Source organism: Nonomuraea jiangxiensis, from assembly GCF_900099965.1.
GTDB classification, from domain to species: Bacteria; Actinomycetota; Actinomycetes; order Streptosporangiales; family Streptosporangiaceae; genus Nonomuraea; species Nonomuraea jiangxiensis.
The window spans coordinates 25,112-40,736 of sequence record NZ_FNDJ01000030.1 but is presented as its reverse complement, the minus strand read 5'-3'; the positions used below and the strand labels follow the sequence as shown (position 1 = coordinate 40,736).

General features: G+C 71.7%; 14 protein-coding genes. 3 read left to right on the top strand and 11 right to left on the bottom strand.

The annotated features are described in order from the left end of the window. Positions 1-5: 5 nt before the first annotated feature. From BLS95_RS43650 to BLS95_RS43625, 7 genes are all read right to left on the bottom strand, one after another. Positions 6-1,592 carry a serine/threonine-protein kinase gene (locus BLS95_RS43650; RefSeq protein ID WP_176993695.1) on the bottom strand — a complete coding sequence of 529 codons (1,587 nt, stop codon included), beginning with the start codon at positions 1,590-1,592 and terminating at the stop codon, positions 6-8. Continuing rightward, complete coding sequence (locus tag BLS95_RS59345; protein ID WP_090945497.1) at positions 1,589-3,370, bottom strand: serine/threonine-protein kinase; 1,782 nt, start codon at positions 3,368-3,370, stop codon at positions 1,589-1,591. The genes BLS95_RS43650 and BLS95_RS59345 overlap by 4 nt, the downstream gene beginning before the upstream one ends. Before the next feature lie 133 nt (positions 3,371-3,503). Beyond that, entirely contained in the window at positions 3,504-5,780 is a 2,277-nt protein-coding gene (gene katG / locus BLS95_RS43640) for a catalase/peroxidase HPI (RefSeq protein ID WP_090945496.1), read from the bottom strand. A 28-nt stretch (positions 5,781-5,808) separates the two neighbouring features. Continuing rightward, entirely contained in the window at positions 5,809-6,237 is a 429-nt protein-coding gene (locus tag BLS95_RS43635) for a Fur family transcriptional regulator (RefSeq protein ID WP_090945495.1), read from the bottom strand. Positions 6,238-6,305: 68 nt separating this feature from the next. Then, positions 6,306-6,683 (bottom strand): STAS domain-containing protein, encoded by a 378-nt coding sequence (locus tag BLS95_RS43630; protein WP_090945494.1) that lies wholly within the window; start codon positions 6,681-6,683, stop codon positions 6,306-6,308. A gap of 170 nt (positions 6,684-6,853) precedes the next feature. After that, positions 6,854-6,988 carry a hypothetical protein gene (locus tag BLS95_RS59340; protein WP_281250104.1) on the bottom strand — a complete coding sequence of 45 codons (135 nt, stop codon included), beginning with the start codon at positions 6,986-6,988 and terminating at the stop codon, positions 6,854-6,856. 220 nt (positions 6,989-7,208) lie between these two features. After that, complete coding sequence (locus tag BLS95_RS43625) at positions 7,209-7,643, bottom strand: MarR family winged helix-turn-helix transcriptional regulator (protein ID WP_090945493.1); 435 nt, start codon at positions 7,641-7,643, stop codon at positions 7,209-7,211. A gap of 87 nt (positions 7,644-7,730) precedes the next feature. Between BLS95_RS43625 and BLS95_RS43620 the strand changes: the two genes are divergently transcribed. Both BLS95_RS43620 and BLS95_RS43615 read left to right on the top strand, forming a co-directional pair. Beyond that, positions 7,731-9,509 (top strand): hypothetical protein, encoded by a 1,779-nt coding sequence (locus BLS95_RS43620; protein ID WP_143044125.1) that lies wholly within the window; start codon positions 7,731-7,733, stop codon positions 9,507-9,509. A 116-nt stretch (positions 9,510-9,625) separates the two neighbouring features. Continuing rightward, positions 9,626-10,276 (top strand): response regulator transcription factor, encoded by a 651-nt coding sequence (locus BLS95_RS43615; RefSeq protein WP_090945491.1) that lies wholly within the window; start codon positions 9,626-9,628, stop codon positions 10,274-10,276. Positions 10,277-10,281: 5 nt separating this feature from the next. Here the strand turns inward: BLS95_RS43615 and BLS95_RS43610 are convergent, their stop codons facing one another. After that, the gene (locus BLS95_RS43610; protein ID WP_143044124.1) at positions 10,282-11,259 is read right to left on the bottom strand and encodes a hypothetical protein; all 978 of its coding nucleotides are present in this window, start codon (positions 11,257-11,259) and stop codon (positions 10,282-10,284) included. Positions 11,260-11,422: 163 nt separating this feature from the next. Beyond that, positions 11,423-11,932, bottom strand: coding sequence for a CGNR zinc finger domain-containing protein (locus BLS95_RS43605; RefSeq protein ID WP_090945568.1), 510 nt, complete (start codon positions 11,930-11,932; stop codon positions 11,423-11,425). A gap of 94 nt (positions 11,933-12,026) precedes the next feature. On the opposite strand from BLS95_RS43605, the gene BLS95_RS43600 reads away from it, so the two are divergent. After that, entirely contained in the window at positions 12,027-12,899 is an 873-nt protein-coding gene (locus tag BLS95_RS43600; protein WP_090945489.1) for an alpha/beta fold hydrolase, read from the top strand. Between the two features lie 204 nt (positions 12,900-13,103). Here BLS95_RS43600 and BLS95_RS43595 read toward each other — a convergent pair whose 3' ends face one another. Further along, the gene (locus tag BLS95_RS43595) at positions 13,104-13,622 is read right to left on the bottom strand and encodes a DoxX family membrane protein (RefSeq protein WP_090945488.1); all 519 of its coding nucleotides are present in this window, start codon (positions 13,620-13,622) and stop codon (positions 13,104-13,106) included. Positions 13,623-13,788: 166 nt separating this feature from the next. After that, entirely contained in the window at positions 13,789-15,486 is a 1,698-nt protein-coding gene (locus tag BLS95_RS43590) for a sensor histidine kinase (protein ID WP_425434789.1), read from the bottom strand. Positions 15,487-15,625 lie beyond the last annotated feature (139 nt).

Here is a 15,625-nt window from a genome sequence, read left to right as displayed (position 1 = left end):
CCGGCTCAGGACGCTCCAAGCTCCCGGCTGCTCTCGACCCGGAAAGAACCGCCGGCGGGAACCATGGTGAGCCTGCTCACGGTCCCGTCCGTACCGAGGCGGAACACCCGTGCGCCCGCCGGGGTGACCGCGTCCAGGGCGACGGCGCGGACACCGTCGCCGGACGCGGCCGACAACAGCGTCGTCGCCCGGCCGGACGGCCACTCCCCCGTGGTCATCTCGGCCGAATCCGGCCGCGGATTCGCCAGCCAGACGTGGTCCAGCTTCCACGCGGTCACGACCCTGCGCATCTCCATGACCACCCCGCCGCGCCGGTAGTCGCCGGGGGCATCGCCGGTCGTGACCATCTGGCCCCAGACCAGCACCACGACCCGATCAGTACGCGCGGCGACGATTCCGCTCTCTGCGGCCACCGCCTCCCGCGCCATCTTCCCGTCGCGGATCCGCTGCGCCTGGTCTCGCAGCCGGCCGGTGTACTCCACGTTCGCGCGTCCGGTGGTCGCCTCGTCCACCGCCTGGAGGTTCTCGTCAAGCGTCCGGTAGCCGAAGCCGTTGACGATCCCGTACGCCCGCCGTGCCGCCTCCTCGGCCTGCTGGGCGTAGAGCGGCGGCGGCGCAAGCGCGTCCCGCGTCGCCACGCCCGCCGGTCCGCCGCCTTCGCCGGGCCACCCCCTCCATGCCGCCGCACCGGCCCCACCCGCGATCGCGACGACCGCTGCCACCGCGACGACCCATCCCCGCTTCCAGGCCCGCCCTCGTGCCGGCGCCCCGGCGGACTTCATCGGGGTACGGTCGGCAAGGTGATAGAGGAGCTCCTGGGCCGACGGGCGGAGAGCCGGGTCCTTGGCCAGGCACGCCTGGAGGATCGCGCGCAGGAACCCGCCCAGCTCGGCGGGGGTGCCCAGGTCGGGTTCCCGATGGAGAACGCGGTAGACGACGGCCGGCACCGCGTCGTCGCCGAAGGGATGACGGCCTGTGGCGGCGTAGGCGAGCGTCGCGGCCCAGGAGAAGACGTCGGCGGCGGTGGTCGGCGGATCTCCGGCCAGCTGCTCGGGCGCGATGAACGCGGGGGTGCCGGCGATGTCGGCGTCCGTGGCGGGGCCGCCGACGGCGCGGGCAAGGCCGAAGTCGACGACGCGGGGGCCGTCCGGGCCCATGATCACGTTGCCGGGGGTCAGGTCGAGGTGGGCGACGCCCGCGCGATGGATCGCCGTCAACGCGGTGGCGGTGGCGACGGCCAGCCGTTCCAGCGCCTCGCCGCGACGGGGGCCCTCGCGCTGGACGAGTTCGGCCAGCGACGGCCCGGGGACGTATTCGGTGACGAGGTGTGGCGGATCGGCGGCCGGGTCGGCGTCGAGCACCTGGACCGTACAGAACCCGGAGACCCTGCGGAGCAGGTCGAGCTCGGCCGCCATGCGCCGCCGGGCGGCCTCGCCGGAGATCCGGGGGAGCGCTTTGACCGCGACCTGCCGCCCGTCGTCCCCCACGGCGAGAAAGGCGACGCCTTGACCGCCCGCGCCGAGCCGTCCGAGCAGCCGGTATCTCCCGATCCTCGCGGGATCGCCCGGTCGGAGTGGGGCGATCAGCCTCATTGCGGGCGCCGCTCGAACATGGACCGGTTGTCCTTGGGGGACGTGACGTCCTCCAGCCTCCATCGCCCGCCTACGCGGCGCAGGTGCAGCCGATAGGCCACGACCTTGTGCTCGGGGGCCTTGGCCGAGTCCCCGAGGTGGATGAGGGTCGCGGAATCGGGTCCGTCGAACCGTTCGAAGGCCGTACCGATGTCCCGGTACTGCCAGCTCCACCAGTCGGGAACCTGGTCGTCGGGGACCGCGGCCAGCTCTCGCCACCACCGCGCGGCCCGTCCCGTGGTGCACCGATCGAAGAAGTCGGGGCGCTCCTCCAGGCGGGGCCCGTTGATGAAGGCCTCGGTCTGGCAGCGGGCGGCATCGGCGGCCATCCGCCGCACCTCCGCGGAGGGCCAGGCGGCGCCGGCCGGAGCGGCGGAGCCGGACGGTGTGGTCCGCGCGTAGTCCATCTTCCAGCCGCCGCCCGCGGGAACCATCTCGGCGAACAGCAGGGGATCCTCCGACTTCACCGGAGTTCCGTTCTGGGTGATGGTGCTGAGTCCGGTCACGATGATCGACACCCGCTCCGGCGACGCCCAGACGATTCCCGCGGCGGTCGCCCGTGCCGTCTGCTTCGCCTTGGCGGCCGTCACCGCGTTCTTGGAATTGCCGATCAGATGCTGGTAGTCCTGCGCCGCCACCCCGGAGAGGCTCGCCAGCGTACGCCGTGCTCCGCCGTCGTAGTCCGTGTAGTCGAGGCTGTACCACGCTTCGAAGGCCGTACGTGCCGCCCCCGCCGCCGCCAGGGAGTACGCCGGAGGCTCGCCGGCCGTCGTGGGCTCCGTGACCGTCGTCGTCTCTTGTGCTCTCGCCCACCAGAGGGTCCCCGCCGCCAGGGTGACCGCGGTGACGATCGCTCCGGAGGCCGACAGCGTCCGGCGTAATCGCCTCGGGGACTTCGCCGCCGTTCGTACGCCGGGAGGTGGCTCGGCCCGGGGGCCGAGACCGACATCCATGATGGACAGCGGCAGCTCGGATGCCGTGGGACGGTCGGCGGGATCCTTGGAGAGGCACCGCTCCACCAGGGAGCGGAGATGCCCCGGAAGGGAGCCGAGGTCAGGCGGCTCGTGGAGCACGCGATACAGGACAGCGGGCAGTGAGCCGGCCTCGAACGGGGAGCGACCGGTGGCGGCGTGGACGAGGGTGGCGCCCCAGGCGAAGATGTCGGCGGCGGGGCCGAACCGCTCCCCGAGGATCTGCTCGGGAGCCATGTATCGGGGAGTGCCCACGTGGGCGCTGGCGACGGCGGCGCCGTCCTGGAGGAAGCGGGCGATGCCGAAGTCGATGACGCGCGGGCCGTCGCGCCCGAGCAGGACGTTCTGCGGCTTGAAATCGCGGTGGACGATGCCCGCGCGGTGAATCGCGATGAGAGCCGTGGCCGTCGCCACCGCGAGCCGGTCGAGCTCGGCTCCCGTGATGGGACCGTGCTCGGCGACGAAGGCATGGAGAGACGGGCCGGCGACGTATTCGCTGACGATGTACGGCGGGTCGGCCGTCACATCGGCGTCGAGAACCTGCGCGGTGCAGAAGCTGGATACGCGCCGTAGCACGGCGAACTCGCGCTCGAACAGGCGGCGGGCCTCCGAGCCGACCTCGGCATGGATGACCTTCAACGCCACCCGGGTGCCGTCCGGCGCGTCGGCCAGGTAGACGACGCCCTGCCCACCGGCTCCCAGCCGCCCGGTTATCACATAACGCCCGATGTGCTTCGGGTCGCCTGGAAGCAGCCCATCAACGCTCATCACGGCCCAGAGTAGTGGTCGTTCCACCTACCGGCCAGGGTGCCCGGATGAATCCGGCGCACGTCGCGGAGCCGCAGCCGGACGAGCCCGGTCGATCGCGGTGGGCCGACCGGGCTCGTGCGGTTGGGACGGGTCAGGCGAGGTCGAACCGGTCGAGCTCCATGACCTTGGTCCAGGCCGCGACGAAGTCGGTCACGAACTTGTCGCGGGCGTCCTGGCTGGCGTAGACCTCCGCGAGGGCCCGCAGCTGCGAGTTGGAGCCGAAGATGAGGTCGACCGCGGTGGCGGTCCACTTCACCTCGTCGGTGGCCACGTCGCGGATCTCGTACACGTGCTCCTCGGACTCCGCCGCCTTCCACCGGGTGCCCGGGGCGAGCAGGTTGGTGAAGAAGTCGTTGGTGAGCACGCCCGGCCGGTCGGTGAGCACGCCGTGCCGGGTGCCGCCGAAGTTCGCTCCGAGGGAGCGCAGGCCGCCGACCAGGACGGTCATCTCCGGCGGCGTCAGGTTGAGCATGTAGGCACGGTCGACGAGCAGCACCTCCGGCTGGGTCTTCTCCCCCGTACGCAGGTAGTTGCGGAACCCGTCGGCCCGTGGTTCGAGGACGCGGAAGGACTCGACGTCGGTCTGCTCCTGCGTGGCGTCGGTGCGGCCCGGACGGAACGGAACCGTCACCGCCACGCCGGCCTCGCGTGCCGCCTTCTCGACGGCGGCCGAGCCGGCCAGCACGATCAGGTCGGCGAGCGAGATCTTCGCGCCGCCGGCGTCGTTGAACTCGCGCCGGATGCCCTCAAGGGTGTCCAGGACCTTCGCGAGCTGCTCGGGCTGGTTGACCTCCCAGTTGCGCTGCGGTTCGAGCCGCAGCCGGGCGCCGTTGGCGCCGCCGCGCTTGTCGGTGGACCGGAAGCTCGCGGCGGAGGCCCAGGCGGTGGAGACCAGCTGGGCGGTCGTGAGGCCGGACTCCAGGACCTTCGCCTTGAGGGCTTCGACGTCGGCGTCACCCACGAGCGCGTGGTCGACGGCCGGCACCGGGTCCTGCCACAGCTGGGGCTCGGGAACCCACGGCCCGAGGAAGCGGCTGACCGGACCCATGTCGCGGTGCAGCAGCTTGTACCAGGCCTTGGCGAAGGCCAGCGCGAACTCGTCCGGGTGCTCCATGAAGCGCAGCGAGATCTTCTGGTACGTCGGGTCGACGCGCAGCGCCAGGTCGGTCGTGAGCATCGTCGGCTTGTGCTTCTTCGACGGGTCGTGGGCGTCCGGGATGATCGCCTCGGCGTCCTTGGCCACCCACTGCTTCGCGCCGCCGGGGCTCGTGGTGAGCTCCCACTCGTAGCCGAAGAGGATCTCGAAGAACCGGTTGCTCCACTGCGTCGGCCGGTCGGTCCACGTCACCTCGAGACCGCTGGTGATCGTGTCACCGCCCTTGCCGGTGCCGTAGCTGCTCAGCCAGCCCAGCCCCTGCGCCTCCAGCGGCGCGCCCTCGGGCTCCGGCCCGACGTGGTCGTCGGCGATGCCAGCGCCGTGGGTCTTGCCGAACGTGTGGCCGCCGGCGATGAGGGCGACGGTCTCCTCGTCGTTCATCGCCATCCGCCCGAAGGTCTCGCGGATGAAGTGCGCCGCCGCGACCGGGTCCGGGTTGCCGCGAGGACCCTCCGGGTTGACGTAGATGAGGCCCATCTCCGTGGCGCCGAAGTGCGGCACCATCTCGGTGTCGGAGACGTAGCGCTCGTCGCCGAGCCAGGCGTCCTCCGGACCCCAGAAGATCTCCTCCGGCTCCCAGACGTCCTCGCGACCGAAGCCGAAGCCGAAGGTCTGGAAACCCATCGACTCCAGGGCGACGTTGCCGGCGAGCACGAGCAGGTCGGCCCAGGAGATCTGCTGGCCGTACTTCTGCTTGACCGGCCAGAGCAGCCGGCGGGCCTTGTCGAGGTTGGCGTTGTCGGGCCAGCTGTTGAGCGGGGCGAAACGCTGGGCGCCGTCGCCGGCCCCGCCGCGGCCGTCCTGGATGCGGTAGGTGCCCGCGGCGTGCCAGCTCATCCGGATCATCAGACCGCCGTAGTGGCCGAAGTCGGCCGGCCACCAGTCCTGGGAGGTGGTGAGCACCTCGATGATGTCCTGCTTGAGTGCCTCGACGTCGAGCTTCTCGAACTCCTTGGCGTAGCTGAAGCCCTCCGCCAGCGGGTTGCCCTTGGACGAGTGTGCGCGCAACACCGAGAGGTCGAGCTGGTTGGGCCACCAGTCCCGGTTCGTACGCGGACGACCGCCGGTCTTGGGAGTCGGCGAGTCGATCGCCGGGTTCTCGCTCTCGCTGCCATGCGCGGTCACGGAGTCGTGGGCGACCGGGCAGCCGGCCGCCGCCTTCTGGTCCACGCCCTGCGCGCTGGTAGGGGTGTTGTCCTGGGTGTCGCTCATCTATATAGCTTCCTTCCGAACTGCCGGGTCACCGGGCAATGCGTCCGGTCACACAGTCGGGGCAGGTGCCCCAGTAGACGACTTCCGCCTCGTCGACCGTGAAACCCTGGTCATCCGAGGGGGTGAGACAGGGGGCGTGGCCGGCGGCGCAGTCGACGTCCGCGATCGCACCGCAGGAGCGGCACACCACGTGGTGATGGTTGTCCCCCACCCGCGACTCGTAGCGGGCCGTCGCACCGGCGGGCTCGATGCGCCGCACCAGACCGGCCTTGGTGAGCGCACGCAGCACGTCGTACACCGCCTGGTGGGAAACCCTCGGGAGCTCGGCCCGTACCAGGGCGATCACCGTGTCGGTGTCGACGTGCGCGTGATCGCGCAGCGCGGCCAGCACTGCCAGCCGCGGCCGGGTCACGCGCAACGAGACCGCTCGCAACTGCGCCTCGAAGTCAGACGCCATACAAACCACATATACCACTATTCTGGAATAGTTCAAGTTTGTGGCCCGCGCCCGTAGCTCGGAAGTCCCTAAGCCTGGCGCGCCAGCGCCTGCCTGGCCAGGTCCAGATTCGGGTACGCGTCGAGCGCGCGGCCGAGGACGCCTGTCCTGCGGAGCAACTCCTCAGGCTTGCCCTGGAGACCGGCCACGACCAGCGTGCCTGCGGCCTCGTCGATCCGCTGCTGGATCCGGATCAGGCAGCTGATGCCGGTGGAGTCGCAGAACCGCAGCTCCGACAGGTCCAAGATCATGATCAGCTCGCCTTCGCGCTGGGCCTGGAACGCTCTGTCCAGTACGCGCTCCGCGTCCGCGGCGGTCGTCCAGTCCAGGGCGCCTCGCAGGGCCACGACCTGTGGCGGTGGCTCGGCGCGTACATTGATCATCAGCCGTTGGTGCGGTTCGGTCATCGTCCCTTCTCCTCCGTGCCAAGTGCTTTCACTCAAGGGGGACCTGCCCCCAGCTCGTGGCCTGATGCGGCTGTCACGGCCACCAGGGCGAGCCCATCCTTCGCCCAAGCCACGACTTCGGCCATCGCGATCGCCCCCGGCCCCCGGGTCGTTGAGAACATGAGCCGCCGTCACGCCTCAGCGGGTTCGTTCGTCCGCCGCAATGCCGCCGCCCGGGTGTCCGCCGGGAACAACGCGCGCTCGCCACCGGGCATCTCGACCGTCCGGGTGCCCCGGTGGGCGGTGGGGGTGCGAGGGACGGTCATCGGGCCGGGCAGAACAGCCGTCTGCCCGGCCCGGTATCAGGCGGCGCCGCCGCTGCTCCCCCCGAGGCAGCGGCCGCGCCCGGCCGTTGCCCCGCAATCCCCGGATTCGCGGCACGGCCTGACGGTATAGGTATCCACATCGACGTAATCCGCCCCTTTTGCGAGGGTCAAGTTTGCGGATAATCCGCCCTTGGCGGTGTCCGCGCCCCCGGGCGAGGCGTCATGCGGATGCGGCGAGGCGCTCCATCAGCGCGGCGGCCAGCCGGAGCACCCCGCGTTCCGTCTCAGTGAGAGCGGCCATGGCCGAGGACAGCCAGGCGTCCCGGTCGGCCATGTCGGCAACGAGCGCCTCACGACCGGCCGAGGTGATGTCGACCATGATCTGGCGTCGATCGCTCTCGTCAGCGCTGCGGGTGATCAGGCCCTCGTCCTCCAGCTCGGCGAAGACCCTGGTGAGCGACTGGGGCCGCTGGCGGTCGGCCGCCGCGAGCGCGCCCGCGGTCATCGGGCCGTTGCGCCGCAGATGACCGAGGACCGCGATCTTGTTGGCGCTCAGGGCGTCGGCGCCGCGCTCGGCACGCAGCCGGCGCGAGAGGCGGACGACGACGCGGCGGATCTCCGCGACCTCCTCGCTGGAGGGAATTTCCTTCGCCATGTTCTTAAGCTATCACTTACTATCTCGAAGCGGCGCATGGCCGATTATCGCTGGACAGATGAGGACGAGTGGGCTGAGGTCGTACGTATGGCTTATGAAACTGAAGGCGAGCTTGGTCCGACGGCTGAGGCGCGCGCGGCGTTCGGGGTGCCGGACGGCCCGGCGCTGCGCCTGCCCGGAGGGGGTGGCACCTGCTGGCAGGTGGGTGAGCTGGTGCTCAAGCCCGGCCGGCGTCCGGTGGTGGCGTCGTGGCTGGCCGACGTGTACGCCGGGCTGCACGGCCCCGGTTTCCGGGTGCCCCGGCCGGTACGGGCGGCCGGCGGTTCCTGGGTGGTGGACGGGTGGGCGGCGTGGGCCAGGGTCGACGGCGAGCCGGCTCCGCTGGAGCGGTGGCCGGAGCTGGTCGCCGCCGGGCGGGCGTTCCACGCGGCCCTCGCCGGCAGGCCGGCGCCGGCCTGGCTGGGCCGGGGCCGTAACCGGTGGGCCGTCGCCGACCGGGTGGCGTGGGACGGGGCCGACGTCGAGCCGGCGCCGGAGCTGGCCGACCTCGTCGCCGGGCTGCGCGCCGCCATGCGCCCGGTACGGCTGCCCGACCAGCTGGTGCACGGCGACCTCGCCGGCAACGTGTTGTTCGCGGCCGGCCGGCCGCCCGCGGTGATCGACTTCTCTCCCTGCCACCGGCCGGCCGACTACGCGCTGGCGATCGCGGCCGTGGACCTGCTGGCCTGGTACGCCGCGCCGCCCGAGATCCTCGACGAGCTGAACGGCTCGGACGACATCGACCAACTCCTGCTGCGGGCCCTGGTGTCCCGCCTGGTCACCGAGTCACTCGGCCGGCCCGACCCGGACAGCAGGCAGGCGGTCCGCCGCGCCAACGAGCCGGTGGCCGAGCTGCTCCTGTCGCGCGTGTCCGGCCGCCAGGTCGCCGGCAGGTCCCTGACCGACCGGGACATCGCCGGGCTGGCCGGCCGCGTGCTCGGGGAGGAGGTCACCGCCCTGCGGCCGGTCGAGGGCGGGCACACCAGGGCCGTGCGCCGGATGGCGGAGCTGTTCCGAGGCGGTTCGGCGTTCGTCAAGGCCGGTCCCGGCCCCGCCACGCGAGCGGAGCTGGAGGTGGAGCTGGCCGTGTACGAGGCCCTGGGCGACAGGCCCTTCCTGCCCCGGCTGCTGGGCGGCACGCGCGAGCCGGTCGCCATGCTGGTGCTGGAGGCGTTGGAGCCGCGCGGCTGGGTTCGCCGCTGGACTCCGCCGCTGGTCGAGGCCACCCGAAAGCTGCTCGACGACCTGCACGAGCTGCCCGCGCCGCCCGGCGTCCCCCGGCTGGAGACGACGGCGAACCCCTGGGAGGCCATCGCCGCCGACCCGGCACGCCTGCTACGCATGAACGTCTGCTCGGACCGGTGGCTGGCGACCCACCTGCCCGCCCTCCACGCCACGGCCGCCGAAGCGACTACCAGCGGGGACAGCCTGATCCACCGCGACGTGCATGCCCCGAACCTGTGGTGTCACGATGGCCGCCTCGTACTGACCGACTGGGGATCGGCCGCGATCGGCGATCCCTGGTTCGACCTGCACCTGTGGCTGGTCGCCCGGCACGCGGAAGGCGGCCCGGCCCCCGAGGCGGACCAGGGACCACCCGCCGCCGGCCATGCCGCACTGATCGCCGGGCAACAACCCCTGCTCACCCCGGCCAGGGACGCGAACCCGGCGCTGTTCGACCAACGCCGCCGCCGCCTGGCCGTCGCCCTGTCCTGGGCCGCCCGCCTGCTGGGCATCCCGCCGCCGCGGTCCTCGGCTGTGCCGGGCGACCGGCGCGCGCCCGCCCCTGCGTCGGTCGAGCAGGCCGGACGGCGGGCGGCGGACTGAACCGAGATCACGCCTGGTCCAGCGTCGAAAGGCACCTTCTTCATGGGACCTTCGGCACCAAGCTTTGTGACAACCCCTGCTTCCGGCCATGGTGCCGTTCGGCTAGCGTCGCACGCATGATTCGTGTGTTCCTCGTCGACGATCACGAGGTCGTCCGCCGGGGTGTGGCCGCCCTGCTGGAGTCGGAGGACGACATCGAGGTCATCGGCGAGGCGGGCACCGCCGAGTCGGCGATGGCCCGCATTCCCGCGCTCCAGCCGGACGTCGCGGTCCTGGACGTGCGACTGCCCGACGGCAACGGTGTCGACGTCTGCCGCGAGGTGCGTTCCCGGCTCCCGGGTCTCAAGTGCCTCATGCTGACCTCGTACGCCGACGACGACGCCTTGTTCGAGGCGGTGATGGCCGGCGCCTCCGGCTACGTGCTCAAGCAGATCCACGGCTCCGACCTGATCGGCGCGGTACGCACGGTGGCGTCGGGCCAGTCGCTGCTCGACCCGCAGACCACCGCCGCCATGCTGCAGCGGCTGCGTGACCAGGCCGCCAGGAAGGACCCCCTGGCCGCGCTGACCGAGCAGGAGCGGAACATCCTGGACCTCATCGGGGAAGGGCTCACCAACCGGCAGATCGGCGAGCGCATGTTCCTGGCCGAGAAGACCGTCAAGAACTACGTCTCCAACCTGCTGTCCAAGCTCGACATGCAGCGCCGTACGCAGGCGGCGGCGCTGGCCGCGCGACTGCGGGCGGAGCGCCGCGACGGCCCTTCCTAGAGCCCTCACGCAAGGGGCATGGGCACCCGGTACGGCGAGTTCGGGAGAGGACACGCCGGCCTGGTCAGTCCGTAGTAGGACACCGCGGCGACGAGCAGACCGAGGCCCCACGCCGTGTAGCCGAACATCTCCATCGAGACCCTCCAGACCGGGGCCTGGGCCAGGTTGCCCTCGCCGAGGAGCCAGGCCGCCATCCCGGCCACGCCGAAATAGCCCGCCAGGCCGGCGCCCACGAACCAGGCGGGCCCGAGTACGAGCCAGCGCGGCACGTCACGCCCCGCCAGGGGGACCACCCACCGTGGCCAGATCCTGCCGAACCGGTGGACCAGGGCCAGCGGCAGCAGGGTGCCGGCCAGGATCAGCAGCACCACGAAGACGGCGAAGGGCGTACCGAGCGCGAACGGCGGCCTGTGCGCCGTGACCGAGTCCAGGATCAGCGCGGCCACGCGGACCGAACAGCCGGCGATCGCGACGTAGGCGGCCAGACGGGCCCACCACGGCGCGGGATCGGTGCGCCGCTCAGGCGAACGGCCATGGACCCGGGCGCAGTGCGGACAGGCCCGCCGGACCCTGCGCTGCTCGGCCACCGCGCACACCAGCGTCAGCGCGCCCGCCGTCGCCCCGGCCGCCCGGGCCAGCAGGCTCCCCCAGTCGTCGACCTCGCCGAACAGCAGGGTCGCGACGCTGATGGCCAGCATGTACGAGTACAGGATCAGCCCGGCGCCGGCCACCCATGCCACCCCCACCAGCGTCCACCGCGCGGGCGCCGGCCGGCGCTGCCCGGCGCCCGCGGCGATCAGCGAGCACGCCACCGCGGCCGAGAAGGCCAGCGCCACCGCCATCCACCGCCCGGGCGAGAACACCTCCTCGGGAGGAGCGAACGGGGAGCCCGGATTCGCCAGCCACCACACGTTGGCCGCACCGTAGGCCGAACACCACACCGCCGCGAGACGCGGCCACCCGCCCACTGCGTCAGCTCTCATCCAGGCTCCTCGACCCGTGCCATCACGACCTGGTCATGCTCGCCCACCGGGCCTGTGGCCTCGCTGAGAGACCCTGAGAGCCCACTCAACCGCGACGTCCGCCCCCGCCCGCCTTTCGCACGCCTCCGCACGCCTCCACACGCGGGCGGTGCGTGGACCGGCTTCAGCCGGCCGGCGGCTGGTGCGTCCGCTGATAGTGCCGCCGGGCCTTCATCCTGTTCCCGCACACGGCCATGGAGCACCAGCGAGCCCGGTTGGTCTTGCTGCGATCGAGGAGGAACAGCCGGCACTCGCCGTTCGCGCAGGGCCTGAGCCGCCCAGGCCGCGCCCTCCGCACAGCGTCCCAGGCCAGCACGACTCCGACGCTCATCGCCCGCCCGGGCAGCACGTCGAGTGACCATTCCACGCCCTGCTCCGACATGGCCGGACGGCAACCGGCGCCTTCGAGGAACGGCCCCAGGGCGCTCACCGGCAGGGCGCCCCGAAGCACCCCTTGCAACGCGTCCCTGACCTCCCGTACGGCATCGCGTTCCTGCGCCGACCCCTCACCGCCACGCTGCCGCAGCCAGGCACGCGCCTCGGCCGGATCGGCAAGGAGGTCCTGAGGGACCCCGTCGACGAGCGGGGTGCTGTTGAGCACGTCCAGCAGCACGTCTTCATCCACCCATGTCATCGCCTCGAACATCCCTAACCTTTCATGTCCGCTTGACAGGTTAGCATTCCTTCTGCTTCCGTCTAACTATTGAATCCAATTTTGGGGGTTAGTCATGGGGAACGTCCACCACCGTTACGCGACCGTGCAGGGCCGGCGGCTGTTCTACCGCGAGGCCGGACCCGCGGACGCGCCCGCGCTCGTCCTGCTCCACGGCTTCCCGACCAGCTCGTTCATGTTCCGCGAGCTCATCCCGGCACTGGCCGACCGCTACCACGTCATCGCCCCCGACCACCTGGGGTTCGGGCTGTCCGACGCCCCGCCCGCCGACGAGTTCGCCTACACCTTCGACGCCCTCACCGAGCTCACCGCGGGCCTGCTGGACCGGCTCGGCGTCTCCCGCTACGCCCTCTACGTCCAGGACTACGGCGCCCCCATCGGCTGGCGGCTCGCCCTGAACGACCCGGACGCGATCACCGCCATCATCACCCAGAACGGCAACGCCTACGAAGCAGGTTTCGTCCCGGGATTCTGGGCCACCGTCTGGGACTACCACCGCGAGCAGACACCTCAGACCGAGAATGCCGTCCGGCAGGCGCTCACCCTCGACGCGATCCGGTGGCAGTACCTCACCGGCGTGCCCGACGAGACCCTCGTCAGCCCCGACACCTGGCACCACGACTACGCCCTGGTCTCCCGGCCGGGGAACGACCGCGTCCAACTGGACCTGTTCCTCGACTACGCCACCAACCCGCCGCTCTATCCCCGCTTCCACGCCTACCTTCGCGAACGTCAGCCGCCCCTGCTCGCCGTCTGGGGCAAGGGCGATGAGATCTTCGGCCCCGACGGCGCCCGCGCGTTCGCCGGCGACCTTCCCGACGCCCGGATCCACCTCCTGGACGGCGGCCACTTCCTCCTGGAAAGCGCCCTCGACGAGGTGACGCGGCTGATCAGGGATTTCCTTGACGGGATCGATCCGCGCCCCTGACCCGCCTTTCGAAGCCCCTGACCCGCCCCTTGCGGCCCCTGGCCCCGTGGAGCGGCTGACCCGCCCCTTGGAGCCTGTGACCCGCCACGTGGAGCCGCTGGCCTGCCCCTTGACGCGCGGCGGGGCCCGACGGACCGGCGATCAGGCCCGCGCAACGCGACGCCCACCTCCGGTCACCGGGAGGTGGGCGTCCGGTCGTGCGCACTACTGCAGCCAGGCGTTCCGCCGGACCACCGGCAGGTTGCCGAGCCCCAGCGTGCGGCCGGTTCCGGCGAGCGCCAGCCCGATCAGCACGATCGCGTAGACGATGTGCTCGTCCATGAAGGGGTTGGTGTCCAGCGGCAGCTCGGCCGCCCACATGAGCACCAGCATGGCCGTGCCCGCACCCGCTGCGATCTTCGTCCCGACGCCCAGGACCAGCGCCAGTCCGACACCCAGCAGACCGGCCATGAACAGCCAGTCCACCCAGGCCTGCCCGGCAAGGCCCGCGAAGAACCCGCCCAGCGCCTTGTCGCCGGTCCCCTTCAGGAACCCGGTCGTCGGGCTCCCGCCCACGACCCACGCCTTGGCGGCCGGAGTCGCGAACCCCCAGCCGAACGCCTTGTCCAGGAACGCCCAGAGGAAGATCCAGCCGATCGAGATCCGGGCGATCGCCCAGAGGTGATCGACCGGACGGCGCGCGGCGGTGATCTGCGCGACGGGCGAGTTGACGGTGGTGGCCATGACGGCCCCCTTTCGAGGCGGAAGCGTCGTCTTTGTCACGCCCCAAGCACACCGCAGCCGATCACCCCGGAGCAGAGCACTACGGCCCGACCGAAAGGGACCTTCGTCCCGGGTGCCTGCCCGGCGGAACGTACGCGAGTAAGGCACCGTCTCCCCTGGACCGGCGCTAGTCCAGGCTCCCCAGCGGAACGCGCCAGCGTAGCCGGGTGCCGCCACCACCGGGCGTATCCAGCTGCGCCGTGCCCCCGAGCCGGGCGGCGCGGTCCTCGATGTTGCGCAGGCCGCTGCGGCGCCCGCTCTCTCCCGCTCCCACGCCGTCGTCCGTGACATCAAGGATCACCTGGTCGGCCGCGACCTCGACGGCGACCTCGGCATGGGCGGCGTGGGAGTGGCGTACGACGTTGGACAGGGCCTCGCGCAGCACCGCCAGCAGGTGCTCGGCGACGGGCTCGGGCACGAGCGTGTCGAGCTGCCCCTCCATCCGCAGGCCGGGCATGAAGCCCAGATGGCCGCCGGCCCCCTCCACGAGATCCACGATCTGCCCGCGCAGCGTGGGCGCGACCTCGCCCAGCGGCCCCTGCAACGCGAAGATCGACGAGCGGATCTGCCGGATCGTCGCGTCCAGCTCGTCCACCGCATGCTGCAACCGCTTACCGGCCTCGGGATGGTCCACCAGCCGGACCGTGCTCATCAACGTCATAGCGGTCGCGAACAACCGCTGGATCACCACGTCGTGCAGGTCCTTGGCGATCCGGTCCCGGTCCTCCAGCAGGCCGAGCCGCTCGGCGTCCCTGCGCGCCTCGGCCAGCTCCAGCGCGATCGCCGCCTGGTCCGCGAACCCCCGCAACACCTGCCGGTCGATCCTGCTGAACCGCGGCCTCCCGCTCCGCTTGGCCAGCACCAGCACCCCGCGCACCGCCGAGGCCGCGCCCAGCGGGATCATCAGCACCGGCCCGTAGCCCAGCTCGCGCAACGGCGACCCCGCCTCCCGCGTGTCGGGCCCGGACATCGGCTCGCCCTGGGTGAACACCTCACCGGCGAGCGTGGCCGCCACCTCGAACGCCGTCCCCAGCACTTCGTCCGCGCCGTCGCCCTCCGCCACCTCCACGATCAGCGACTGCTTCGACGGGTCCGGCAGCAGCACCTGCACCAGGTCCGCGTCCCCCATCTCGCGGGCCCGGGCGGCGACCACGCTCAGCACCTCACGCGGCTCGGCGCCCGACAGCAGGATCGTGGTGACCTCCGAGGACGCCTGCAGCCAGGTCTCCCGGCGCCGCGACTCCTCATACAGCCGGGCGTTCTCGACCGCCACGCCCGCGGCGCTGGCCAGCGCGATCACCACGGCCTCGTCCTCCTCGTCGAAGTCGCCGCCGCCGCGCTTCTCCGTCAGGTAAAGGTTTCCGAAAACCTCGTCTCGCACCCGTACCGGGACGCCGAGGAACGTGCCCATCGGCGGGTGGCCGGGCGGGAACCCGTACGACTCCGCATGGTCGGAGATCCGGCTCAGCCGCAACGGCCGCGCATCCTTGATCAGCAGCCCCAGCAGCCCCAGGCCGTGCGGCCAGTGCTCGATCCTGGCGATCTCCTCATCGCTCAGCCCCACCGGGATGAACTGCAGGAGCGTCTGCTCCTCCCCCACCACGCCGAGCGCCCCGTAGCTGGCGTCGACCAGCGTGGTCGCCGTCTCCACGATGCGGCGCAGCACCGTCTCCAGATCGAGGTCGCTGCCCACCGACACGACCGCTTCCAGCAGCGCGTGCACCCGGTCCCGGGTGGCCAGCACGGCGTTCAGCCGCACCTGCAACTCGGCCAGCAGCTCGTCGAGCCGCATGTTCGGCAGCAGCGGCCTGTGCTCGCTCTCCACACCGACCAGTCTCCCATCTGCCCACCATGCGGACGAGTTCGCCGGGGCCTTTCGGCGCCCCGGAAGGGCGAAGGTCACAGAGGGCTCGCCGCGGTCGTCCGGGCTCGAAGGCCGCCGCATTCGAACGTTGATGGCGGGC

Coding starts and splice junctions, on each gene's coding strand:
- BLS95_RS43610 (WP_143044124.1), bottom strand. CDS start 11,259: ATGAGAGCTGACGCAGTGGGCGGGTGGCCGCGTCTCGCGGCGGTGTGG.
- BLS95_RS43625 (WP_090945493.1), bottom strand. CDS start 7,643: ATGGCGAAGGAAATTCCCTCCAGCGAGGAGGTCGCGGAGATCCGCCGC.
- BLS95_RS43615 (WP_090945491.1), top strand. CDS start 9,626: ATGATTCGTGTGTTCCTCGTCGACGATCACGAGGTCGTCCGCCGGGGT.
- BLS95_RS43600 (WP_090945489.1), top strand. CDS start 12,027: ATGGGGAACGTCCACCACCGTTACGCGACCGTGCAGGGCCGGCGGCTG.
- BLS95_RS59345 (WP_090945497.1), bottom strand. CDS start 3,370: ATGAGCGTTGATGGGCTGCTTCCAGGCGACCCGAAGCACATCGGGCGT.
- BLS95_RS43630 (WP_090945494.1), bottom strand. CDS start 6,683: ATGACCGAACCGCACCAACGGCTGATGATCAATGTACGCGCCGAGCCA.
- BLS95_RS43635 (WP_090945495.1), bottom strand. CDS start 6,237: ATGGCGTCTGACTTCGAGGCGCAGTTGCGAGCGGTCTCGTTGCGCGTG.
- katG (WP_090945496.1), bottom strand. CDS start 5,780: ATGAGCGACACCCAGGACAACACCCCTACCAGCGCGCAGGGCGTGGAC.
- BLS95_RS43650 (WP_176993695.1), bottom strand. CDS start 1,592: ATGAGGCTGATCGCCCCACTCCGACCGGGCGATCCCGCGAGGATCGGG.
- BLS95_RS43605 (WP_090945568.1), bottom strand. CDS start 11,932: ATGACATGGGTGGATGAAGACGTGCTGCTGGACGTGCTCAACAGCACC.
- BLS95_RS43620 (WP_143044125.1), top strand. CDS start 7,731: ATGGCTTATGAAACTGAAGGCGAGCTTGGTCCGACGGCTGAGGCGCGC.
- BLS95_RS43595 (WP_090945488.1), bottom strand. CDS start 13,622: ATGGCCACCACCGTCAACTCGCCCGTCGCGCAGATCACCGCCGCGCGC.
- BLS95_RS59340 (WP_281250104.1), bottom strand. CDS start 6,988: ATGACCGTCCCTCGCACCCCCACCGCCCACCGGGGCACCCGGACGGTC.